This is a genomic window from Streptomyces sp. NBC_00341 (assembly GCF_041435055.1).
Lineage (GTDB): Bacteria > Actinomycetota > Actinomycetes > Streptomycetales > Streptomycetaceae > Streptomyces.
In genome coordinates, this window is the sequence record NZ_CP108002.1 from 815262 (window position 1) to 837440 (window position 22179).

Genomic DNA, 22179 nt, shown 5'->3' on the forward strand with positions numbered 1-22179 from the left:
GTTCGCGAACTGCTTCGCGTCCTACGGGGCGACCTTCATCCCGCGCCGCTTCATGTCCTGGACGGTCGCCTGCTGGGCGCCGGTGAGGACGTCGAAGAGCTTCACCTTGCCCTGGGCGACCTTCGGAAGCTGGTCGACGACGGCCGTGTTCGTGGTTCCCATGACGGGGCCCCACGTCCAGCCGGGCCGGACCGCCGCGTAGGACTTGTTGCCCAGGGCGTACACGTCCTGTCCGCCGAAGTAGTCGGTGGGGAACGCGGCCTTGGTGACCGGCACGAGCTTGGGGTCGGCGGGGAACATGCTGCTGGTCCCGGAGGAGACCCACGCCTTCATGCCCTCGGGGTCCGTGGTGATCCACTTGATGAACTCCGCAGCGGCAGCGCTGTTCTTGGCGCCCTTCGGTATGACGAAGGAGGAGCCGCCGTACATGGCAGAGGCCGGTTTGCCGTCCCAGGTGGGCACCGGGGCAACCGACCACTTGCCCTTCTGGTCGGCGACGGTCGCCTGCTGGGACCCCGCGCACCAGCTCGCGCAGACGTAGGCGACGGTGCGGTTCTGCTGGACGCTCGTCCAGAACGGGTCGAGCGAGCTGACCGAGCTGATGAGGTCCTTGCTGGCGAGGTCACCCCAGTAGTCGGCGACCTTCCGGGAGGGGGCGTCGTCCAGCGAGACCTTCCAGGAGTCCTTCTCCGTGCCGAACCACTGCGAGCCGGCCTGCCAGGCCAGGGCGGTCAGCAGTCCCGGGTTGTCCGTGTAGAGAACCCCGCCGCGGGCCTTCGGGTCCGCCTTCTTCACCTGCTCGGTCATGTTCCGGTACGCGTCCCACGTCTTGGGGACGCCGATCTTGTGGCTCTTGAAGAAGTCGTTGCGGTAGTACAGCATCAGCGGAGCCGCGTCGCGGGGAACGCCCCACGTCTGGCCCCCCAGCTCGACCAACTGCCTGACGGACTTCGGGAAATGGTCCTTGACCAGCGGCCCGAGCGAATCGCTCAGCGTCTCCAGCTTGCCCTGGGTGGCGAACTCGGGCAGCTGCGGGTACTCGACGACCGCGGCATCCGGGGCGGTGCCGGCCTTCACGGCGTTGGTGAGTTTGGAGTAGTACTCCTGGCCCGAGGGCACCGCCTCGAAGGTCACCTTGATGTCCGGGTGGGTCCGGTTGAACGCCTTCGCCACTTCGTCGGAGCCCTTGACGAAGGACCAGAAGGTGACCTTTCCGGTGCCCTTGTCCGCCGTGGAGGTCCCGCTGTCCGAGTCTCCACACCCCGTGGCGAGAAGGCCTACTGCTGCGACGGAGCCGACCAGTGCTGTCAGTCGTCTACGAAACATGATGTGCCACCGATCGTTTGCTTGGGTGTCACCGCAATCATTCGTTACGTACGACAGCGAGTCAATGCATCTGATTTCGTTTTTTGATAACGAAACCATTTGGCATCACTTGGCTACGCTTCGCTCCGGCGGCTGGCTCCGCAGGACGCGCGGACCCGCAGTTCCGGGCGGAGCAGGATCTCCGCCAGCGGGGTGGCCGGGTCGGACAGCCGGCGTACCGCCAGGTCGAGCGCCCATGACCCCACGGCCTGCTTGGGGGGCGCGACGGCGGTCAGCGGGACGTCGCTCAGCTCCGCGACCTCGTCGTCATAGGTGACCACAGCCAGGTCTTCCGGCACACGCATACCTCGTGCGCGCAGGATGCCGACGAGAGCGATGGCATCGATGTCGTTGTGCACCAGTGCGGCCCGGACCTCGCCGGACTCCACGGCTCTGACCACTTCCTCGAAGCGGGCGTCGGCCGGAACCGCGTCCCCGGTGGTGCTGATGAGGAACTCCGGCCCCGGCGTCAGCCCCATGGCCTTCACGGCGTCGCCGTGCCCCGCGCTGAGAAGCGCCGTGTTGGGGCTCTCGATCCTGGCGACGAGGGCCACCTTGTCGTGCCCGAGCCCGGCGAGATGGCGCACCGCGAGGGCCGCGCCGTATGCGTGGTCGGACGCCACCTGCTCCAGCCGCCCGGCCTGGATCCCGGCCCGGCGCTCCACCAGCACGGCCGGCACATCGAGGGTGCTCAGCCACTGCTCGGCCTCCTCCAGCGGGCGCAGGCCCGGGTGCAGCATGAGCAGCAGGCTGTTGATCCCGCCGGCCACCAGCTGGCGGACCTGCTCCTGGTTCTCCGCCAGCGACTCCCCGGAGACGGCCAGCACGACGCGGACGCCCCGCGCGCGGGCCGCGTTCTGGACGCCCCGGATCACCTCCGCGTAGTAGTAACCGCCCGGCGGCACCACCAGCCCGACGGCGTACTTCTCCCCCGCGGGAGCCGGGGCGGGGGCCGGGGCTTCGACGGACGCGGAAACGGGAACTGGAACGTCCGGCGCCAGCGCCGTGGCCCCGCCGTGCACACGGTTCAGCAGCCCCTGACCGGCCAGCTCCCGCACGTCCTGGCGCAACGTGACGGCGGAGACCCCCATCTCCTCGGCCAGCACCTTCACGGTGATCGAACCCTGGCGCTCCACCGCGCGCAGGATCGCTTCCCGCCGCTCGTTAGCCAACACCTTCAGTCCCCTCTCGGTAACGAGTGACCCAACTACCTTCACTCGACAACCGAAAGATATCAATCAAAGGTCAACGATGGCCTGGAGCGGCGAATCGGGGAGCTCTCGGTCGGCCGAGGCCGCTGCCGTCACCTCAGCCAAGTGACGCAGCAGTAACCCCTTGCCGGGGTGGAGGAGACGATCTAGCGTCACGTGCGGTGCATGACAACGATGTCTACGAGCAGGCGCAGGACGGGAGTGGTATGCAATCAACGCGATACGCACCGACCCGGAACGGGTCGACGGCGCGGCGTCTGAGGAACCGGCTGGGGGTAGCTGCGCTCTGTATCGCCCTCGGTGCCGCGGGATCTGTCACCGGGACCGCTGCGAGCGCGGTTGCCGCCACGCGGTCGGCGGCGTCCGACGCGGCACCGGGCGCGGGGACCGATCTGACGGAGCTGGTCAATCCGTTCATCGGGACCGAGAACGAGGGGCTGACCTTCCCTGCCGCTGGTGCGCCGTTCGGCCTGGTGCAGGAGAGTCCGTTGATGAAGACGGCCGGTGGCACGGGGTGTGACAAGGAGTCGTCCGACACGGTCATCGGGTTCAGTCAGACGACGATCAACGGGTGCCGGTTCAACTATCTGCCGATGATGCCCACGACCGGCGCGGTGACTTCGACCGATCCGGCACAGTACGCGTCGGCCTTCAGCCATGAGAACGAGACGACGGGACCCGACTACTACCGGACGAAGCTCGACAAGTACGGCGTGACCGCCGCCTTGACGGCGACCGAACGGACCGGGTGGCAGCAGTACGAGTTCCCGCGGACGAGTCGGGCCAACGTGATGTTCAACGCCGGTGCCGGTGTCTCCGGTTCCGAGATCCACGTCGTCGGCGACCGGACGGTCGAGGGGTGGGTCGAGGATTCCAAGAAGACCTACTTCGTCGCACAGCTCAGCCGGCCGTTCTCGTCGTACGGCACGTGGAAGGGCACCGACCGGAGCCCGGGGTCCCGTACATCGGCCGCCAAGGGTTCCAACGGGGCGTGGGTGTCGTTCGACACGAGGAAGAACGACGCTCCTGTGGTCGCGAAGGTGGGGCTCTCCTTCACCGGGCTCGACGGCGCCCGCAAGAACCTCTCGACGGAGACGGGGAAGTTCGGCTTCGACTTCGACGCCGTGCACAAGGCGTCGAACACCAAGTGGAACTCGATGCTGCACAAGGCCGCGATCGGTGGTGGTTCGCATGACCAGCAGGTCGCGTACTACACGGCGCTGTACCACTCCATGGTTGATCCGAACATCATCGGTGACGTCGACGGACGCTACGTCGGAGCCGACAAGAAGATCCACACCGCCAGGGACTACACCCCGTACAGCAACCTCTCGCTGTGGGACACTTACCGGACGCAGAACAAGCTCCTCGAGATGCTCGTTCCCGAGGTCGCCCACGACATCGATATGTCGATCCTGGCGATCGCACGGGAGGGCGGCGCGCTTCCACGCTGGTATCTGGAGGACGAAGAAGGCAACATCATGACCGGCGACCCGGTCACCCCGTTCCTGGTCGAGGGCTGGTCAAAAGGGCTGCTGACCGGAGCGGACGCCCAGGAGGCGTACACGTACCTCCGGGCGAACGCGACCGAGGTGCCGCCCGCCGACGTCCGTGAGAACGGGCGTGCCGGAGCCGCGTACTACGCGGAACGCGGGTACATCCCCTACGGCCTCAACGTGAAGTCGAGCGCCGACTGCGACGGAGGGACGGGCGGCAACTGCTGCCCGACCAAGTCGAACGACAACGACTGCTACTACGGCACGTCGGCCACGTTGGAGTACGCGGCGGCCGACGCGTCGTTGGCCCTGATGGCGAAGGGCCTGGGCCACACGGCCGACGCCACGATGTTCGCCAGGCGCGGCCAGTCGTACAAGAACGTCTTCGACACACGGACCAGCCAGTTCCGGCCGCGCACCGCGGCCGACGGCACCTGGCTGACCCCGTACGACCCGGTCACCAGCGACCACGCGTTCCACGAGCAGAACGCGAGCCAGTACCAGTGGTCGGTGCCCCAGGACCCGGCGGGACTCATCAGCATGCTGGGCGGCAGCGCCGCGACGAACAGCCGGCTGAACGACTTCTTCGCCTACGACGACCTCCTCACCGATCCGGCGGGGACCGCGCGCACGGCGTGGGTCAGCGACCCGTACGACTACTACGGCTCCACGAAGTACAACCCGAACAACGAGCCGAACCTCATCGCGCCGTTCCTCTACGCGTGGACGGGGCAGCCCGGCAGCACCGCGACCGTGGTCAAGGCGCAGGAGACCCTGTTCACGAACAGCCCCGGCGGCATCCCCGGCAATGACGACATGGGCGAGATGTCCGCCTGGTACGTGATGTCGTCGCTGGGGCTCTACCCCACGACCAGCGGCGGCAACTTCGACGTCATCACCACGCCGCAGTTCCCCAACGCCCAGGTGCGGATCGGTGAGTACGGGAGGACGCAGGGCGGGACTCTGACGATCTCCGCGCCCGGCACCAGCATGGCCAACCGCTACATCGCGTCCGCGACGGTGAACGGCAGGGACTGGGGCAAGGCATGGGTCGACCAGGCCGACATCGCCCACGGCGGGCGCATCGACTACGCCCTGAGCACCGAGCCCACCGCGTGGGCGACAGCCGCGAAGGACGCCCCGCCGTCGATCAACACGACGCCGAATCCGCAGCATCAGCTCAGCGCCGACGTCGGGCCCGACCAGGTCGTCATGGAGTCCACGGCGGACCACGCCTCGCGGCAACAGGCCGAACTGACGCTGCTGGCCACGGCTCCGCACACCGCGCGGGTCACCGTGACCGCGAAGGCGCCGAAGGGGTGGGCTGTGTCGCCGTCCCGCGCGACGGCGACGGCCGACTCGAACGGGCTCCCCGCCCAGCTGAACAAGCGATTGCGGATCACCACGCCGGCCGGAACCGAGCCGGGCACCTACCGGGTGACGGTCACCGCCGAGCTCCCCGGAGCCGCGCCGGTCAGGAAGACAGTGAGCGTCGTTGTCGAGAAGGCCGGCAACTGCGCCATCAAGACGGCCACTTCATGCGCCGTCGACCTTGACGACACCTACAACAACGACGGCGTCGCCACGCTCGCCGCACCGGGCCAGGGAGACTTCGACGGCACGGGTACGAGCTTCGCCGCCGACCAACTGCCCGCGCCGGGACCGGTCACCTTCGATGGGGTCACCTACCGGGCACCCAAGACCTCCGGCACCAGCAAGAACTTCGTCAAGTCCACCGGGCAGGCAATCGCCCTGCCCTCCGGCAACTACCACAGCCTCCACATCGTGGGCGCTTCCGACAACGGCAGTACCGGCGCCGCGTCGGCCACCGCCGTCGTCACCTACACCGACGGCAGCACCGCGACCGTTCCGCTGGAACTCACCGGCTGGGCGAACAAGACTCCGGACTTCGGCAACGCCGTCGCGCTGACGACCGCGTACCAGCTCAAGGCCGGAACCGGGAAGACCACCACCAAGGCATCGCTCTACGAAACGACCGTCCCACTGGAATCCGGGAAGAAGGTCCGGTCCCTCTCCCTGGCAACACCATCCGTGCCGGCATGGGTCGCACCCGGGTCCGGAGGACTCGACTGGCAACGCAACAGCGACCTGGAGATCTACGCGATGACCCTGGAGCACTGACCGTCGCAGTCACCCCCGCAACACGGGAGGCCCGGTGCTCACCAGCACCGGGCCTCCCGTGATCACGGCGTCCGGCACGTCCTCATCGACGGTGAACGCTTACGGCATAGCCGCCACCGTCGTAAGGGGCGGCATCCCAGGTGGCGAAGTGGTCGACGAGGGTCAGGCCGGACGCGGCACAGCAGTCGTCGTAGTCCGACAGCGTGAGGCCGGGCGCCACCGGCAGGTGGGCTTCGTCGAGGCCGAAACCGGCGACCAGCAGACCACCCGGGCGCAGGGCCGCGGAGAGATGCTTCACCACCGCCGCCTCGGTGCCGGGGGCGAGCAACGGGAAGATATTGCCCGCGGCAACGACAAGGTCGAAGCCTCCCGTGATACCGAGCCGGGCCGGCTCGAACTCGGCCAGATCGGTCTGGAACCACGGCAGCCCCGGCGCCTGCTTCCGCGCCACTGCCAGCATCGACGCGTCAAGATCCACCCCGACGCAGTCGTACCCCAGTTCCGCGAGCCGGATCATGACCCGCCCGGTACCGCACCCGGCGTCCAGCACCCGCGCTCCGGCCGGCAGGAGAGCGGCGCAGAACCGCGCCTCACCGTGCACGTCCTTGCCGCTACGGGCCAGGGTCGCAAACCGTGCGGCGTAGTCCTCCCCGGACGCCTCCCCGGCGAAATCCGTCCAACGACTCATAAGGCCCAGCATAGGGTGCCGCTCGCCGACGGGATCCGAACACCGGAGCGGTCCGGAGCGGTCCGGCGCGCAACCTGTTCCGCTTCCCTCCGTTTGGTACCTTTCACTGACACGTAAATCGATCGGATGTTCGTTTTCTGGACTTCCGACACGTCCGTTGTCGGCAGCAGACGCCCACGTTCTCCGACGTGCGGCGGGCCACTCAATCGGACCGGGTGAAGCTCATGGCAGGAACCGACCAGGAGAAGGCGCTGGACACCGCGCTCGCGCAGATCGAGCGGAAGTTCGGCAAGGGCGCGGTCATGCGCCTCGGCGAGCGGCCCAACGAGCCCATCGAGGTGATCCCCACCGGGTCCACCGCGCTGGACGTGGCGCTCGGTGTGGGCGGTCTGCCACGCGGCCGCGTGGTGGAGGTGTACGGGCCGGAGTCCTCCGGCAAGACGACGCTGACGCTGCACGCGGTGGCGAACGCGCAGAAGGCCGGCGGCACGGTGGCGTTCATCGACGCCGAGCACGCCCTGGACCCGGAGTACGCCAAAAAGCTCGGCGTCGACACCGACAACCTCATCCTGTCCCAGCCGGACAACGGTGAGCAGGCGCTGGAGATCGTCGACATCCTGATCCGCTCCGGCGCGATCGACCTGATCGTGATCGACTCCGTCGCGGCCCTGGTTCCACGTGCCGAGATCGAGGGCGCCATGGGTGACTCCCACATGGGTCTGCAGGCCCGCCTGATGAGCCAGGCGCTCCGCAAGATCACCAGTGCGCTCAGCCAGACGAGGACGACGGCGATCTTCATCAACCAGCTGCGCGAGAAGATCGGCGTGATGTTCGGCTCGCCGGAGACCACGACCGGTGGCCGGGCGCTGAAGTTCTACGCTTCGGTGCGTCTGGACATCCGACGGATCGAGACGTTGAAGGACGGCACCGACGCGGTCGGCAACCGCACCCGCGTCAAGGTCGTCAAGAACAAGGTCGCGCCGCCCTTCAAACAGGCGGAGTTCGACATCCTCTACGGCCAGGGGATCAGCCGTGAGGGCGGGCTGATCGACATGGGCGTGGAGCATGCGTTCGTACAGAAGGCCGGCGCCTGGTACACGTACGAGGGCGGCCAGCTCGGCCAGGGCAAGGAGAACGCCCGCACCTTCCTCAAGAACAACCCTCATCTCACCGACGAGATCGAGAAGAAGATCCTGGAGAAGCTCGGAATCGGGGTACCGGCGAAGGCCGCGGTCGCAGACGACACCGCCCCTGTCCCCGTCCCTGATGCCACCGGGGCCTCGGCGGGAAGAGCCGCGTGACAGACTCGCCGCCGGTCTCGTCCGGTGGGGAAGACTGAGTCCATGAGAGACATCGTTTTCACGCGGCAGAGCGGCTGGATACCGAACGTGATCCGCGAGGACGGTGAGCTGAAGCTGATGCTCGGTGCCGGGGCCGACGCCAACCATGAGCCCCGCACGTTCACGTTCCCGATAAGGGAAGCCCATCTCGCGGTGATCCAGGAGGACCTGGCCAGACACCTGCTGCTGTGGAGTGCGGTCCTTCCGCTGTGCGACGCCGCCGGAACCCGGGGCCGGCTCGACGAGAACGCTGCCATCACGCTCCTGGACCCGGTCCTCCTCTCCACGCCCGCAGACGTCGACGCGCTCTTCCGGCGCATCCGGTGGGACAGGAGCCGGCTCATCGCCCATGGGGCCGACATCGAACTGCTCGGACGCGGCCAGGTCTGCGCGGCGATGCGCGCGGCGACAGAGACGCCCAACGAGAAACGAGCTCGGGAGCACCACGTGAACCGCCGTCGCGCCGACCGCGGAGCAGTACTCGGTCCCCTCGACACCGCGATTCTGAAGTACACCGGCCAGTACCTGCACGGCTCGACGGTTCCGAGACGGATGCCCGATGCGGTCGCCCCCGCTCTGCTCCCCGAGGTCATACGTGTGATCGCCACGGCGGAACAGGCATGCGCCGGGATGCGGATCGGCCGCGATCCGCGGCGCGGAAAACGCGCCACGGACAAACAGGACTGGGAACGGATGGCAGCAACGGTCGACGCGGCCGTGCGCCGTGGACACCCTGAGCTCGTCGATGAGGCGGTGCGCACCGTGGGCTTCCTGATGTGCTCGGAGGCCGCGGACCGCTCCAGGAGTGCCCCTATGGAGGACGACGCGGAGACTGCCGGCGGGGGTGCGAGGAAGAGGGTCCTGTCGTTCACCGACGACAAGGGCGTCGAGAAGAAGTCGCTCCCGGGTAGTCCCCGCTCTGCCGGCGCCGAGTTCTGGGAGTTCGTCGGAGATCGCTCTGCCGCGGACAACGAGGTGTTCACCATCGAGGACGAGGAAATGGGCGAAGGGATCCAGCTCCACTTCTACGCGGACTCCATCGCACGGGTCACGACCGTGCGCGAGGGAGCAGGCGGTGGGTCGGATCCGGAGTACCGGGTCGAGTACAGCCTGGTCGACGGGATCGGTGGGTACCGGAACCTGGTGAGTGCCTTCGTGCGGGGCGGTTGCGCCGCACTCGACCACCACGGCCCTTGGATGTCGGATGCCGCCGAGTTCGAGCGGGCCCGCCGACGGCGGCGTGGCGCCCAGTAGCCCGCGCGCGCTCCGCCGGAAGGGTCTGCACAGGAGCGGGTACGGGAGTCCGACGAAGGCCCCCCTCTACGATCCATCGACGCATGGCTTCGGATCGGGACCGACGGACTGGCCCAGGAGCTCCACGGAAAGCAGGCCCTACTCCAGTTCCGCCGCGCGCCTTTTGAGGTCCTCGGCGAACACGTCCCAGTCGGGTCCGAAGCACAACAGGTCCGCGGCCGCTTCCCGGAGCAGTCGCGGGTCGTCAGGACGTTGCAGGCAGGCCAGGCGGTAGGCGAGATTCCGGGCCCAGGGCGGCAGCGCCATCCAGTCCTCGGCGAGGATCTCCCGAAGCATGGCGAGGATCTCGTCGGCCGTTGCGAAGGTGAGCTTCTCGATAAAATCACGGCCCGCTTCGCTGATCTGCTGGCTTTCGGCGCTGTCGATCGCCTGGCTCAGGCTCCTGGCGGCGAGGGTCGGATCGGGCATCTCACGCTTCTCCTGACAAGTATTCTTCCGGCGCTCCGGAGGGCAGCGGAGTTCGTTGACGGCATGGGCGCCCAGACCCTAGGGCGTGTGTGGAGTTGTGATCTCGTGGGCCCCCGGCCCGGGAGGGTCGGGGGCCTTGGAGTAAAACGGTGGGGTGTCTCGACTTCAACTTTCAGATACCGAGTGGGAGTTCATCTCCCCGTTCCTGCCGGTCGGTGAGTACGGGCCGTACCCGGAGAACCTACGGGCGCACTTCGAGGGCGTCGTGTGGCGGTTCAGGAACGGTGCGAAATGGCGGGAGTTGCCCGAACGATTCCGGCACTGATCCACCGTTTACGGCCGGTTTCGACAGTGGCGGGATGCCGGGGTGTTCACCGCGGTGTTCCAGGGCGCGATCGCCGAGGCGGCGAAGCAGGGCCTGGTGGACTTGTCGCTGGTCAGCGTGGACTCGACCACGGTCCGGGCCCATCATGATGCTGCCGGGATGATCGTGGAGCCCGAGATCCTGGACGCGGTGGAGAAGGCCGCCGCGGAAAAAGGGGCGCCAGCCAGGAACAAGACGGGCAACTGGACCCGGAGCGGGAAGAACGACGACGCGTGAGGCGTCGCCGCAGGGCCCGGCTCGCCGCTGCTGACCTGGGACGTTCCCGCGGCGGACTGACCACCAAGACGCATCTGTCCTGTGTGCCGCAATGCCTGCCCCTCTCACTCAAGCTCACTGCGGGGCAAGCCGGGGACAGTCCGCAGTTCATCCCCGTCCTGAACAAGATCCGCGTCCCGGGCCCGGTCGGGCGGCCCCGCACCCGGCCCGACGCAGTCGCGGGCGATAAGGCGTACTCGTCCCGCCAGAATCGTTCCCACCTGCGCAAACGTGGGATCAAAGCGGTCATTCCCGAGAAGAAGGATCAGGCCACCCACCGCAAGAACCGCGGCTCACGCGGCGGACGGCCCGTCACCTGGGACAAGCAGCTGTACAAGCTCCGCAACAGCGTCGAACGCACCATCAACAAGATCAAGGACTGGCGCGGTCTCGCTGTCCGCTACGACAAAAATCCTGAAAGCTACCAGGCCGGACTCGAATTATGCGCCGACCTCCTCTGGATCCGACACCTCGGATCACAGCCTTGATCACAACTCCACACAGGCCCTAGTGCGGCCGGAAGTCGCTCCTACAGTGACGGGGAACTTTGCCCCAAACCGAGGAACGACAACCGCACCTGACGGTTGCGGTTCGAGACGTTCGTATCGACCAGGCACACCGACTGCCAAGTCCCCAGCTCCAGCCGCCCCGCGATCACCGGGAGTGTCGCGTGCGGCGGGACGAGGGCCGGCAGTACGTGGTCGCGGCCGTGGCCGGGGCTGCCGTGGCGGTGCTGCCAGCGGTCGTCGGCGGGAAGCAGGGTGTGCAGGGCGGAGAGGAGGTCGTCGTCGCTGCCCGCGCCGGTTTCGAGGACCGCGATCCCCGCTGTCGCGTGCGGTACGAAGATGTTGAGGAGTCCGTCCCGGCCGGCGGCCGCCCGGGTGAGGAACTGTTCGCAGTCGGACGTCAGATCGGTGACGGTCTCCGTGGTTCCTGTGGTGATGTGCAGGACGCTGGTGGTGAAGGCGGTGGACATGGGGTCATTCTCCTGCCCGTGCCGCGCGATCGCGCGTCCACGTGCCGAGACACCATTGACCGTTTCATTGAGGGATCGCTACGTTCAGCGCCATGTTCCGATCAGCTCTGCTCACTTCGCGCGGTCACATCGACCTGCTGCGGGTGGCCTCCGCCGCTTGTTGTCGCGGCTGCTGACGTTCTCTCAACACTTTCCCGTCAGTGACCGGGCGCGAGGCGCCCGACCGCTCCTGACGTAGTACGCGTCCAGCCCCGCCCCTCCCGTGCCGCTCGGCCCTGCCGGATGCTCGCGGTGGTTCCTCGTGACCCCCGCCGGTACCGCACGGCCGTCGCCTGCCCGGGTGCCCGGTGCCGGGGCACCTCCATCGCCATGAACCGTTCGTGGAGCCCACATGACTCTCGATCACGCTCTCGCCCCACCTGATATATCAGCCGAAATGGCAAAATCCGGCCAGGCGGAAGGTGCGGTTCGGCCCCGGTCGCTCGACCTGGAGCCCGTGACGCCGGCCACCGCCCGCGGGGTGCGGCTGCGGAACGTACCGCGGTGGCTTCGGCGCACCGCCGGTCCGCTGTTGCTGCTGGCCCTGTGGCAGGTGTTCAGCGCCACAGGTGTGCTGCATCCGGACGTACTGGCCTCGCCCGGCACCATCGCCCGCGCGGGATGGGATCTGATCGCGGACGGGACCCTCACCTCCGCGATGGCCGTCTCCCTCCAGCGGGTGGCGGTGGGGCTGGTGCTCGGCGGCGCTGTCGGGACGGCGCTCGCGCTGGTCTCGGGGCTCTCCCGGCTGGGTGAGGATCTGGTCGACGCGAGCGTCCAGATGCTGCGCACCGTTCCGTGGGTCGGGCTGATCCCGCTGTTCATCATCTGGCTGGGAATCGGTGAGGCCCCCAAGGTGGCGCTGATCGCGCTGGGTGTGGCCTTCCATCTGTATCTCAACGTGTATGCGGGCATTCGCGGTGTGGATCCCCAACTCATCGAGGCAGGTGAGTCGTTGGGGCTCGGGCGCTGGGGGCTGGTGCGGCATGTGGTGCTGCCGGGGGCGTTGCCCGGGGCCATGACGGGGCTGCGCTACTCGCTGGCGACCGCGTGGCTGGCTCTGGTGTTCGGCGAGTCGGTCAACGCCGATGCCGGAATCGGCTTCCTGATGAACCAGGCCAGGGAGTTCTTCCGTACCGACGTCATCGTCGTCTGCCTGGTGGTCTACGCCTTCCTCGGCCTCGCCGCCGATGTCATCGTCCGCATTCTCGAAAGGCTGCTGCTGCAATGGCGACCGACCTTCACGGGCCAGTGACCAACCACTCCCCCGCCCAGGCCGGCACGCTGCCGGAAGCCGCCGTACGGGTCGAGGGGCTGTCCCGTTCCTTCGACGGCCGGGACGTCATCGACGGGCTCGATCTGACCCTGCGCGCCGGGGAGTTCACCGTGCTGCTCGGGCGCAGCGGCTGCGGCAAGTCGACCCTGCTGCGGGTGCTCGCCGGCCTCGACCGGGAGATCCGGGGGACGGTGCTGGTGCCCCGGCGCCGGGCCGTGGCGTTCCAGGCGCCGCGGCTGATGCCCTGGAAGCGGGTCTGGCGCAACGTACTGCTCGGGCTGCCCGGGAAGCCGGAACGGGACGTCGCCGAGAAGGCGTTGGCGGAGGTCGGGCTCAGCGAGCGGTCAGGGGCCTGGCCCAGGACCCTCTCGGGCGGTGAGGCACAGCGCGCCTCGCTCGCTCGGGCGCTGGTCCGCGAGCCCGATCTGCTGCTGCTCGACGAGCCGTTCGGCGCACTCGACGCGCTGACCAGGATCAAGGCCCAGCAGCTGGTGGCCGAGCTCTGGCAGCGCCGGGGCTGCGCCGTACTGCTCGTCACGCACGACGTGGACGAGGCACTGCTCCTCGCCGATCGCGCGCTGGTCATGCGGGACGGCGCCATCGCCTACGAGACGTCGGTGGGCCTGGACCGGCCGCGTAACCCCGGTACACCGGAGTTCGCCGCGCTGCGCACCCGGCTGCTCACCGAACTCGGCGTGGAGACAGCCCCCGCGCCCACCGGCACCTCCTGAATCACCGATCCCCGCAGCTTCTGAACCTCCCCTGTCCGGACCGGAGAGAGACGATATGAATCGCCGTACCCTGCCCGCGCTCCTGCTCCCCCTTGCCCTGCTGCTCACCGCCTGCGGTGGCGCGAGCTCCGCCTCCACGGCGGGCAGCACCGACGGCAAGGGCAGCGTCACGCTCAACATCGGTGATCAGAAGGGTGGTTACGAGGCCATCCTGCGCGCCTCCGGCGAGCTGGACGACCTCGGTTACCGCATCAAATGGTCCACCTTCACCTCCGGTCCGCCACTACTTGAGGCGGTCAACGCCGGGGCCGTGGACATCGGCGGGGTCGGCAACACCCCGCCGGTGTTCGCCGCAGGTGCCGGTTCCAAGGTCGTGGTGGTGGGCGCCACGCACGGTTCCTCGGCCGGTGAGGCGATCGTGGTCCCCAAGGACTCACCGCTGCGGAGTCCGGCCCAGCTCAAGGGCAGGTCGATCGCTGTGGCCCAGGGCAGCTCCGCCCACTTCCAGCTCATCAGTTCTCTGAAGAAGGCGGGGCTCAGCCTCTCGGACGTGAAGCTGAAGTACCTCCAGCCGGCCGACGCCCTGGCCGCGTTCACCCGGGGCAAGGTCGACGCCTGGGCGATCTGGGACCCGTACACCTCGCAGGTGCTGCGCGGCGGGAAGGCGCGGGTCCTGACGACGGGTGAAGGGGTCGTCAACGGTCTCGGGTTCCAGGTCGCCTCACCCGCCGCGCTCAAGGATGCCGGGAAGTCCAAGGCCATCGGTGATCTGCTCGTCCGGCTGAACCGGGCGCAGGGCTGGGTGTTCAAACACCCCGACGCGTGGGCGAAGGTCTGGGCGAAGGAGACCGGGCTGCCGTACGAGGTGGCACTGGACGCGGTGAAGCTGACGGCCGGTACCCGGGTCCCCGTCGCCATCGACCCGGCCGCGATCGCCTCCGAGCAGGAGATCGCGGACACCTTCGCGGATCTGAAGCTCATCCCGCGCCGCTTCGTCTTCAAGGACTTCGTCGACACCCGCTTCAACCGCGACCTCCCCGCGTCCTCCGCGACCCCGCGCTCGTACGGAAAGGCCTCCTCATGAACGTCCACCTGCACTGGTTCCTGCCCACGGGCGGCGACGGGCGCACGCTCGTCGACCGGCACGCGTACACCGACGGCGGGATCAAGCGGGACCGGATCACTCCGGTCAGCGGGGTGCGCGCACCCGACATCGAGTACCTGGCGCAGATCGCCAAGGCCGCCGAGCAGTTGGGGTTCGAGGCGGTGCTGACGCCGACCGGGACCTGGTGCGAGGACGCCTGGCTCACGACCGTGGCGCTGGCCCAGCACACCGAGCGGCTGAAGTTCCTGGTGGCGTTCCGGCCGGGCGTGATCTCGCCGGTCCTGGCCGCGCAGATGGCCGCGACGTATCAGCGGATCACCCGGGGGCGGCTGCTGCTCAATGTCGTGACGGGCGGTGACTCCACGGAGCAGCGTAGGTTCGGTGACCATCTGGACCATGACCGGCGCTACGCGAGGACCGCGGAGTTCCTGTCGGTGGTGCGGGGTGCGTGGAGCGGCCGGCCGTTCGACTTCGACGGTGAGCACTACCAGGTGGAGGGCGGGCTGACGGCGCTGCCGCCGGATCCGCTGCCGGAGATCTTCTTCGGGGGTTCGTCGGCCGCCGCCGGGCCGGTCGCGGCCGCGCACGCCGATGTCTACCTGACCTGGGGCGAGCCGCCCGCCGACGTGAAGAAGAAGATCGACTGGATCCGGGGGCTCGCCGAGGAGCAGGGCCGCACTGTCCGGTTCGGGATCCGGCTGCACACCATCTCGCGCGATTCGTCGCGCGAGGCGTGGGCGACCGCCGACCGGCTGCTGGGCGATCTCGACGCCGACACGGTCGCCGCGGCCCAGCAGGCGCTGGGGCGGAGCGAGTCCGTGGGGCAGCAGCGGATGCTGGCGCTGCACGGGGGCTCGCGCGACAAGCTGGAGATCGCGCCCAACCTGTGGGCCGGTGTCGGCCTGGTACGGGGCGGCGCCGGCACCGCGCTGGTCGGCAGCCACGCCGAGGTCGCGGACCGGATCGAGGAGTACCACGCCCTGGGGGTGGAGCACTTCGTGCTCTCCGGATACCCGCATCTGGAGGAGGCGTACTGGTTCGGCGAGGGCGTCGCTCCGGAGCTGGCGGCCCGGGGGCTGCTGTCGACGGTCCCGTCGTCCCCGCTCTCGGCGGTCCCCGCGGCGAACGGCCGTCCGGCCTCCGCTCCGGGTGGTGCGCCGCTGCTGATCGCCGGGGGGCGCTGAGCCCCGCGACGGGCCCGGGAAGATCCACGCACCCCGCGTAGTTGGTAGAAGCGTGAACAACATCGGGGCGCAGCCAGTGGATGTCGTGGTGGTGGGTGCCGGGCAGGCGGGTCTGTCCGCCGCCTACCACCTGCGCCGTACGGGCCTGGAGCCGGACCGCGATTTCGTGGTGCTCGACCACGCCCCGCGCCCGGGTGGCGCCTGGCAGTTCCGCTGGCCGTCGCTGACGTACGGCAAGGTGCACGGCATGCACGCGCTGCCCGGCATGGAGCTGACCGGCGCCGATGACAGCAGGCCCTCCTCCGAGGTGATCGGGGAGTACTTCGACTCGTACGAGCGCGCCTTCGGTCTCCGGGTGCACCGGCCGGTGGAGGTGAGCGCGGTGCGCGAGGGCGACGGCGGGCGGCTGCTCGTGGAGACCTCCGAGGGGACGTACGCGACGCGCGCGCTGATCAACGCGACGGGGACCTGGGACCGGCCGTTCTGGCCGCGCTACCCGGGCCAGGACACCTTCCGGGGCCGCCAGCTGCACACGGCGAACTATCCGGGGCCCGCCGAGTTCGCCGGACTGCGGGTCGTCGTGGTGGGCGGCGGGGCCTCCGGTACCCAGCACCTGATGGAGATCGCCGAGGTGGCCGCGGACACCCACTGGGTGACGCGTCGGCCGCCGGTCTTCCGCGAGGGCCCGTTCGACGCGGACCGGGGACGGGCAGCGGTCGCCATGGTGGCGGACCGGGTGCGGCGCGGGCTGCCGCCGCAGAGCGTGGTGAGCGTGACCGGGCTGCCGGTCACCGACGCCGTCCGGCGCGCCCGCGAGTCGGGGGTGCTCGACCGCCTGCCGATGTTCGACCGGATCACTCCGGACGGTGTCGCCTGGGACGACGGCCACACCGTCGAGGCGGATGTGATCCTCTGGGCGACCGGATTCCGGCCCGCCGTCGACCACCTCGCCCCGCTGAGGCTGCGCGAGCCGGGCGGCGGCATCCGGGTCGAGGGGACCCAGGCGGTACGCGACGAGCGCGTCCAGCTCGTCGGCTACGGTCCGTCCGCCAGCACGATCGGCGCCAACCGGGCGGGGCGGGCCGCCGCACGGGCGGTCGGACGGCTGCTGGAGCGCACCGGGCCGGCCGCCGAACCTGCGGAGTCCGCGGCGTGAATGAACCCGCCGCACCACGGAGGAGAGCTTGAGCGCTCCCCCCGCACCACGGCGGAGACCCGGATGCGGCTCAGCCGCCGCGGCGGTTGCGGTTGAACTCCGCGACGTTGCGCTGCTGCTCCGCGTAGTCGGCGGTGAAACGGGTGTCGCCCGGCGCGACGGTGACGAAGTAGAGCCAGGGGCCCGGCGTGGGGCTGACCGCGGCGACCATCGCCTGCTCCCCAGGATTGCCGATGGGGGTCGGCGGCAGCCCCTTGCGCTCATAACTGTTGTACGGGCTGTCGATCTTCGTGTCGCCCGTGGTGGTGTCCAGGGTGCTGCGGTTCAGCGCGTAGTTGAGCGTGGAGTCCATCTGGAGCGGCATGTCACGCGCGAGCCGGTTGTGCACGACCCGGGCCACCTTGCCCATGTCCGGCTCGGTGTCCGCCTCCGCCTGCACGATGCTGGCGAGCGTCACCGTCTGGTAGACCGTGACGCCGTTGCGCTGCGCCCCGGCCGTGATGTGGTCCGCGCCGAACCGCTTGGCCGCGGTGTCCACCATGTAGCGCAGCAGGCTCTCCGGGGTCGTGCCGGAGGTGACGGGGTACGTCGCCGGGAAGAGGTAGCCCTCGGGGTTGCCCTTCGCCGCCGCCGGGAGGGGCAGGTCGGCCGTGGCGACAGCCTTCTCCGTGGTGCCGGACGGCTCATCGAGCACCTTGTCCACGGCCGCGTACACCTGAGAGGCCCGCCACCCCTCGGGGACCAGGAGCGAACGGGTCCGCTCGGTTGACTGCTCCCGCGTCAGCAACGGTACGAGCACGGCGGCGGCCACCACGAGGACGAGCACGGCGCCGACGAGCAGCGCCAGCCGGCCGCGCCGGGTCGGGCGGAGCTTGCGAGGGGGCGGGGTGTCCGGGGACTCGTTCACCATGCGGGCACGCTATCCCGCACCCGTCCGCTCCTTGGGCACCCCGCCTCCGGCGACACGCGCCCCGCTCCTCAACGTGCAGCACCGGAGGCGAACGTACGAACAGGGGATCGGGTGTTCGCTGGAACGCGTGGTCGTATCGGTATTCGTTGCTCAGCTGCCGTGCGGCACATGATGATTACAGGGCGCAAGCGACGGGCTGCAGACCGCGACTGTGCTGTCCCGGAGAATCACCATGCACAAGGAGAAACACCAGATGAACTTCCTCACCAACCTGCTGGCCGGTGTCGTCCACTTCGTGGGTTGGCTCATCTGACCAAGGCTCGATCAGGCGCCGCCGCTCCCCGTCCCACGGGAGCGGCGGCGCCGTCGTGTGGGGTCCCGGGCCGGGGTTCACCCTGCGGCGAACGAGGTGAACATGTCCACGAGCGGCTGCGGCGCCCGGTCATTGAAGATCATTTCCAGGCCCTCGGCGGACTCCTGGGCGCTCTTCGCGCTGCGCACGAAGAGGGGTTCCTCGTAGGCGGTCAGCGCCGCTTCGATGTCTCCCGGGTGAGCCGCGAGCGCCAGGCCCAGATCTGCGCCGTCGATCATGGCGAGGTTGGCGCCTTCGCCCGCGAAGGGCGACATCAGGTGTGCGGCGTCACCGAGCAGGGTGACGCCCGGAGTGCGCTTCCAGTGGTGCCCTGCGGGAAGCGCGTGGATGAGGCGCGGCACCAGCGGGCCGTCGGCGTCGGTGATCAGCCGCCGGAGGCCGGGCGCCCAGTCCGCGAAGCGCTGGGCGATGGCGGCCTTGGAGGCTTCGGCGTCGGTGAAGTCGATCGCCGACAGCCCGTCCTCGGCGGCGCGCAGCCCGGCGTAGACGTGAAGGCTGCCGTCGGATTCGCTGTGTGCGAGGAGTCCCTTGTTGTCACCGAGCGCGAAGAACATCCCGCCGCCGATGAGCTCGGCGCACTCGGGATGGTCGGCATCGGCCTCGAAGAGGTCCATTTCCACGAAGGAGACGCCGGTGTAGGCGGGGACGGCATCGGAGAGCAGCGGACGGATGCGGGACCAGGCTCCGTCCGCCCCGACGAGCAGTCCGGCCGTGAAGGAAGTGCCGTCCGCGAGCGCCACCTCGTGCTGCCCGTCGGCGGTGGGCGCGGCGCCGGTGATCCTGCTGCCCCAGCGCACGGTGCCCTCGGGCAGCGAGTCGAGCAGCAGATCGCGGAGGTCTCCTCGGTCGATCTCGGGACGGTCACCCGAACCGTCGTCCGCCTCCTCATGCAGCACCCGGGCGCGCTTGTCCAGGACCCGCATGGCTTCGCCGCCGGGATGGACCTTCTCCCGGAACAGCTCGTGCAGGCCGGCGGCGCGCAGGGCCGCCTGGCCGGAATCCTCGTGGATGTCGAGCATGCCGCCCTGGGTACGGGCGCTCCGGTCGGCCTCCAGGTCGAAGACCGCCGCCTCGATCCCGTTCACATGCAGTACGCGGGCGAGCGTGAGGCCGCCGAGGCCGGCGCCGATGATCGCGATGGGGTGGCGCACGGTGCTCATGGTGGTACCTCCGGCTCGTCGGAAATGCCGGCCGCAGGATTCCCGGAGGGCCGGCGCCCTCGGCAGCGACAGAACAGCCAGGGCACATCCCACCATAACGAACGCGTTCGTAACGAACAAGTTCGTTCGCGCGCTCGGCGTGTCCGGCGGCCCGTCAGCCCGCCGCCGGGGCGAGCTGGGTGTCCCTGCGGACGAGAGCCGCATAGCGACCGCCCTGGTCGAGCAGTTCCTCGTGACTGCCGCGCTCGGCGGTCCGCCCTCCGTCCAGAACGACGATCTGGTCCGCGTCGCGCACGGTGGACAGCCGGTGCGCGATGGTGAGGGTGGTGCGCCCGGCGGAGAGCGCGTCGATCGCCTCCTGCACGGCGAATTCGGTACGGGTGTCGAGGGCGCTCGTCGCCTCGTCGAGGATCAGCACCGGCGGGTCGCGCAGGATCGTGCGGGCGATGGCCAGGCGCTGCTTCTCGCCACCGGAGAACCGGTAGCCGCGTTCACCGACCAGGGTGTCGTAGCCGTCGGGCAGCGACGCGATGTGGTCATGGATCTGTGCCGCGCGGGCAGCCGCCTCGATCTCGTCATCGGTGGCGTCCGGCTTGGCGAAGCGCAGGTTCTCCGCGACCGAGGCGTGGAAGAGGTACGTCTCCTGGGAGACCACCCCGATGGCCCTGGCGAGGGTGTCGAAGTCCAGATCCCGTACGTCGACGCCGTCGAGCGTGACCCGTCCGCCGGATACGTCGTACAGCCGGGGCACCAGGTAGCTGAGAGTGGACTTGCCGGAGCCGGTGGGGCCCACGACGGCCAGGCTGCCGCCGGCGGGCACGGCCACGTCGACGCCGCTGAGCGTGGGCGCGCCCTTCTCGTCGTAGCTGAAGTCGACGTTCTCGAAGCGGATCTCGCCGCGGATCTTCTCCAGCCGGACCGGGTTCTCCGGCTCCGTGATGTCGACCGTGAGGTCGAGGTATTCGAAGATCCGCTGGAAGAGCGCGAGGGACGTCTGCATCTGCACGCCGGTGGAGAGCAGGCTCACGGCGGGCCGGAACAGGCCCTGCTGGAGAGAGACGAAGGCGACGAGCGTGCCGATGGAGACGGCGGGTCCGCTGGACTGGAGGGTGATGCCCGCCGCCCAGTAGATGACGGCCGGCATGGCGGCCATGACGATGCCGATCGTCGACATCCGCCAGCGTCCGGCCATGCTGGAGCGCACTTCGAGGTCGACCAGCCGCTCGGACTCCTCGGTGAAGCCCTTGGTGAGCGAATCGGAGCGGCCCATCGTGCGGCCGAGCAGGATGCCGCTGACGGAGAGCGATTCGGTGACGGTGGCCGCCATGGCGGCCATCTGCTTCTGCCGTTGGGTGGTGATCCTCTTGCGCTCGCGGCCGACCCGGCGGCTGATCCAGACGAAGACCGGCAGCAGGAGCAGCGAGACGATGGTCAGCCGCCAGTCGAGCGCGATCATGGCGACGACGGTGGCGATGACCGCGGTGAGGTTGGAGACCAGCGAGGTCGCCGTCGAGGTGACGGTGGCCTGCATGCCTCCGATGTCGTTGGCGATCCGGGACTGGACCTCGCCCGTGCGGGTCTTGGTGAAGAAGGCGAGCGGCATCCGCTGGAGCTGGGTGTAGACCGCGGTGCGCAGATCGTGCATCACACGCTGGCCCACAGTGGTGGAGATGAGGGTCTGCAGCACACCGAAGACGCTGTTCATCACGGCGGTGAGGATCATGCCGAGCGCGAGCAGCGACAGGAGTCCGGTCCGCCCCTGCGGAATGGCGGTGTCGAGGATCTCGCGCAGCAGGAACGGCGAGGCGACCGACACCAGCGACGAGGCGCCGACGAGCAGTCCGACCACCGCGAGGCGGCCGCGGTACGGATGGAAGAGGCGGAGGATGCGGCGCAGTTCGGCGGGTGGCTGCTCGGCATCCGGGGGCGGGGGTGTCCACGTGGGTTCGTCGGGTTTCATGGGCTCCTTCGTCAGGCGTGCGGCAACAGGGAGAGGAGGGCTGCGACCGCCTGCGACGCCGTGCGCGTCAGCGGTCCGGGGCGGTCCGGGTCGGCGGCCCGTACGGATCTACGGCCTGCCGGGATTTCCGGGATTGACGGCCCTGAGCAGTCCAGCAGATAGGAGCATAGCTCATTGTTACCTCTACTCACAATGAACAGGGTCCTGATATTGTTCCTCCTATGGATTCCCCCGACCCCGACGGCCTGCTCGCCGAACAGCTGCTGCGGCTGACCCGCAGGCTCCAGCGCATTCAGAGCCGTCAGCTGGAGCCGGCCGGCATCACTCCCGCGCAGTTCCGGCTGCTGCGCACCGTCGCCCAGTACGACCGTGCGCCACGGATGGCGGATCTCGCGCAGCGCCTCGATGTGGTCCCGCGCGCCGTCACCACCCTGGTGGACGGCCTGGAGGCCAGCGGCCGGGTGCGTCGGGTCCCCGATCCGGACAGCCGCAGGGTCGTCCGGATCGAGATCACCGACGAGGGCACCGCCACGCTCCGCTCGCTGCGCAACGGGCGCCGGGCGGCCGCAGAGGAGATCCTGGCTCCATTGACCGCCGATCAGCGTGACGTGCTCGGCGGCCTGCTGACCGCTCTGGTCGACGGAATGCCGGAGCGCCGCTGCTGACCGGGGGCGAAGCACCCCACCGAGCCGCCGAGGGGACCTC

18 protein-coding genes and 1 pseudogene are annotated in these 22179 nt (G+C 69.2%); 11 read left to right on the plus strand and 8 right to left on the minus strand.

Going from position 1 to position 22179, the window contains the following annotated elements:
- Positions 1 to 21 precede the first annotated feature (21 nt).
- A complete protein-coding gene (locus OG892_RS03610) occupies positions 22 to 1326 on the minus strand; it encodes an ABC transporter substrate-binding protein (protein WP_073736139.1) in 1305 nt (434 codons plus the stop codon).
- A gap of 113 nt (positions 1327 to 1439) precedes the next feature.
- On the minus strand, positions 1440 to 2540 hold the full coding sequence (locus tag OG892_RS03615) for a substrate-binding domain-containing protein (protein WP_079193456.1): 1101 nt from the start codon (positions 2538 to 2540) through the stop codon (positions 1440 to 1442).
- Between the two features lie 242 nt (positions 2541 to 2782).
- Here OG892_RS03615 and OG892_RS03620 point away from each other — a divergent pair, with 242 nt between their 5' ends.
- On the plus strand, positions 2783 to 6214 hold the full coding sequence (locus OG892_RS03620) for a GH92 family glycosyl hydrolase (protein ID WP_371628437.1): 3432 nt from the start codon (positions 2783 to 2785) through the stop codon (positions 6212 to 6214).
- 82 nt (positions 6215 to 6296) lie between these two features.
- Here the strand turns inward: OG892_RS03620 and OG892_RS03625 are convergent, their stop codons facing one another.
- Positions 6297 to 6902, minus strand: a complete 606-nt coding sequence (locus OG892_RS03625; protein ID WP_328867935.1) for a class I SAM-dependent methyltransferase — start codon at positions 6900 to 6902, stop codon at positions 6297 to 6299.
- 224 nt (positions 6903 to 7126) lie between these two features.
- Here OG892_RS03625 and recA point away from each other — a divergent pair, with 224 nt between their 5' ends.
- Positions 7127 to 8203 (plus strand): recombinase RecA, encoded by a 1077-nt coding sequence (recA, locus tag OG892_RS03630; protein WP_073736148.1) that lies wholly within the window; start codon positions 7127 to 7129, stop codon positions 8201 to 8203.
- A gap of 42 nt (positions 8204 to 8245) precedes the next feature.
- Entirely contained in the window at positions 8246 to 9496 is a 1251-nt protein-coding gene (locus OG892_RS03635) for a DUF6357 family protein (RefSeq protein WP_371628438.1), read from the plus strand.
- Between the two features lie 138 nt (positions 9497 to 9634).
- Here OG892_RS03635 and OG892_RS03640 read toward each other — a convergent pair whose 3' ends face one another.
- Positions 9635 to 9964: a hypothetical protein gene (locus OG892_RS03640; protein ID WP_371628439.1), complete on the minus strand. Its 330-nt coding sequence runs from the start codon at positions 9962 to 9964 to the stop codon at positions 9635 to 9637.
- A gap of 154 nt (positions 9965 to 10118) precedes the next feature.
- Here OG892_RS03640 and OG892_RS03645 point away from each other — a divergent pair.
- Positions 10119 to 11092, plus strand: a pseudogene (locus tag OG892_RS03645) (IS5 family transposase).
- 41 nt (positions 11093 to 11133) lie between these two features.
- Here the strand turns inward: OG892_RS03645 and OG892_RS03650 are convergent.
- Positions 11134 to 11580, minus strand: coding sequence for a secondary thiamine-phosphate synthase enzyme YjbQ (locus OG892_RS03650; RefSeq protein WP_073736152.1), 447 nt, complete (start codon positions 11578 to 11580; stop codon positions 11134 to 11136).
- A gap of 92 nt (positions 11581 to 11672) precedes the next feature.
- Between OG892_RS03650 and OG892_RS03655 the strand changes: the two genes are divergently transcribed.
- The 6 genes from OG892_RS03655 (at position 11673) to OG892_RS03680 (ending at position 17071) form a co-directional block, all read left to right on the plus strand.
- Positions 11673 to 11756, plus strand: a complete 84-nt coding sequence (locus tag OG892_RS03655; protein ID WP_311307964.1) for a putative leader peptide — start codon at positions 11673 to 11675, stop codon at positions 11754 to 11756.
- Positions 11757 to 11971: 215 nt separating this feature from the next.
- On the plus strand, positions 11972 to 12874 hold the full coding sequence (locus tag OG892_RS03660) for an ABC transporter permease (protein WP_371628440.1): 903 nt from the start codon (positions 11972 to 11974) through the stop codon (positions 12872 to 12874).
- Complete coding sequence (locus OG892_RS03665) at positions 12847 to 13626, plus strand: ABC transporter ATP-binding protein (protein WP_073736154.1); 780 nt, start codon at positions 12847 to 12849, stop codon at positions 13624 to 13626. The genes OG892_RS03660 and OG892_RS03665 overlap by 28 nt, the downstream gene beginning before the upstream one ends.
- A gap of 55 nt (positions 13627 to 13681) precedes the next feature.
- The gene (locus OG892_RS03670) at positions 13682 to 14710 is read left to right on the plus strand and encodes an ABC transporter substrate-binding protein (RefSeq protein WP_073736155.1); all 1029 of its coding nucleotides are present in this window, start codon (positions 13682 to 13684) and stop codon (positions 14708 to 14710) included.
- The gene (locus tag OG892_RS03675) at positions 14707 to 15915 is read left to right on the plus strand and encodes an LLM class flavin-dependent oxidoreductase (RefSeq protein WP_327335560.1); all 1209 of its coding nucleotides are present in this window, start codon (positions 14707 to 14709) and stop codon (positions 15913 to 15915) included. Before OG892_RS03670 ends, OG892_RS03675 begins: the two co-directional genes overlap by 4 nt.
- Before the next feature lie 52 nt (positions 15916 to 15967).
- Entirely contained in the window at positions 15968 to 17071 is a 1104-nt protein-coding gene (locus tag OG892_RS03680; protein WP_073736157.1) for an NAD(P)-binding domain-containing protein, read from the plus strand.
- Positions 17072 to 17141: 70 nt separating this feature from the next.
- Here OG892_RS03680 and mltG read toward each other — a convergent pair whose 3' ends face one another.
- The 3 genes from mltG to OG892_RS03695 all read right to left on the minus strand — a co-directional run bounded on the left by mltG (position 17142) and on the right by OG892_RS03695 (position 21474).
- Positions 17142 to 17981: an endolytic transglycosylase MltG gene (gene mltG / locus OG892_RS03685; protein WP_371628441.1), complete on the minus strand. Its 840-nt coding sequence runs from the start codon at positions 17979 to 17981 to the stop codon at positions 17142 to 17144.
- Positions 17982 to 18371: 390 nt separating this feature from the next.
- The gene (locus OG892_RS03690; protein WP_371628442.1) at positions 18372 to 19514 is read right to left on the minus strand and encodes an FAD-dependent oxidoreductase; all 1143 of its coding nucleotides are present in this window, start codon (positions 19512 to 19514) and stop codon (positions 18372 to 18374) included.
- Positions 19515 to 19668: 154 nt separating this feature from the next.
- The gene (locus OG892_RS03695; RefSeq protein ID WP_073736160.1) at positions 19669 to 21474 is read right to left on the minus strand and encodes an ABC transporter ATP-binding protein; all 1806 of its coding nucleotides are present in this window, start codon (positions 21472 to 21474) and stop codon (positions 19669 to 19671) included.
- A gap of 221 nt (positions 21475 to 21695) precedes the next feature.
- On the opposite strand from OG892_RS03695, the gene OG892_RS03700 reads away from it, so the two are divergent.
- Complete coding sequence (locus OG892_RS03700) at positions 21696 to 22139, plus strand: MarR family winged helix-turn-helix transcriptional regulator (RefSeq protein ID WP_073736161.1); 444 nt, start codon at positions 21696 to 21698, stop codon at positions 22137 to 22139.
- The last annotated feature ends 40 nt before the right edge of the window (positions 22140 to 22179 follow it).

Bases quoted from the DNA above. Each gene is read 5' to 3' on its own strand.
- OG892_RS03610 (WP_073736139.1), bottom strand. From the start codon at position 1,326: ATGTTTCGTAGACGACTGACAGCACTGGTCGGCTCCGTCGCAGCAGTA.
- OG892_RS03620 (WP_371628437.1), top strand. From the start codon at position 2,783: ATGCAATCAACGCGATACGCACCGACCCGGAACGGGTCGACGGCGCGG.
- OG892_RS03625 (WP_328867935.1), bottom strand. From the start codon at position 6,902: ATGAGTCGTTGGACGGATTTCGCCGGGGAGGCGTCCGGGGAGGACTAC.
- recA (WP_073736148.1), top strand. From the start codon at position 7,127: ATGGCAGGAACCGACCAGGAGAAGGCGCTGGACACCGCGCTCGCGCAG.
- OG892_RS03635 (WP_371628438.1), top strand. From the start codon at position 8,246: ATGAGAGACATCGTTTTCACGCGGCAGAGCGGCTGGATACCGAACGTG.
- OG892_RS03640 (WP_371628439.1), bottom strand. From the start codon at position 9,964: ATGCCCGATCCGACCCTCGCCGCCAGGAGCCTGAGCCAGGCGATCGAC.
- OG892_RS03650 (WP_073736152.1), bottom strand. From the start codon at position 11,580: ATGTCCACCGCCTTCACCACCAGCGTCCTGCACATCACCACAGGAACC.
- OG892_RS03655 (WP_311307964.1), top strand. From the start codon at position 11,673: ATGTTCCGATCAGCTCTGCTCACTTCGCGCGGTCACATCGACCTGCTG.
- OG892_RS03660 (WP_371628440.1), top strand. From the start codon at position 11,972: ATGACTCTCGATCACGCTCTCGCCCCACCTGATATATCAGCCGAAATG.
- OG892_RS03665 (WP_073736154.1), top strand. From the start codon at position 12,847: ATGGCGACCGACCTTCACGGGCCAGTGACCAACCACTCCCCCGCCCAG.
- OG892_RS03670 (WP_073736155.1), top strand. From the start codon at position 13,682: ATGAATCGCCGTACCCTGCCCGCGCTCCTGCTCCCCCTTGCCCTGCTG.
- OG892_RS03675 (WP_327335560.1), top strand. From the start codon at position 14,707: ATGAACGTCCACCTGCACTGGTTCCTGCCCACGGGCGGCGACGGGCGC.
- mltG (WP_371628441.1), bottom strand. From the start codon at position 17,981: ATGGTGAACGAGTCCCCGGACACCCCGCCCCCTCGCAAGCTCCGCCCG.
- OG892_RS03690 (WP_371628442.1), bottom strand. From the start codon at position 19,514: ATGAGCACCGTGCGCCACCCCATCGCGATCATCGGCGCCGGCCTCGGC.
- OG892_RS03695 (WP_073736160.1), bottom strand. From the start codon at position 21,474: ATGAAACCCGACGAACCCACGTGGACACCCCCGCCCCCGGATGCCGAG.
- OG892_RS03700 (WP_073736161.1), top strand. From the start codon at position 21,696: ATGGATTCCCCCGACCCCGACGGCCTGCTCGCCGAACAGCTGCTGCGG.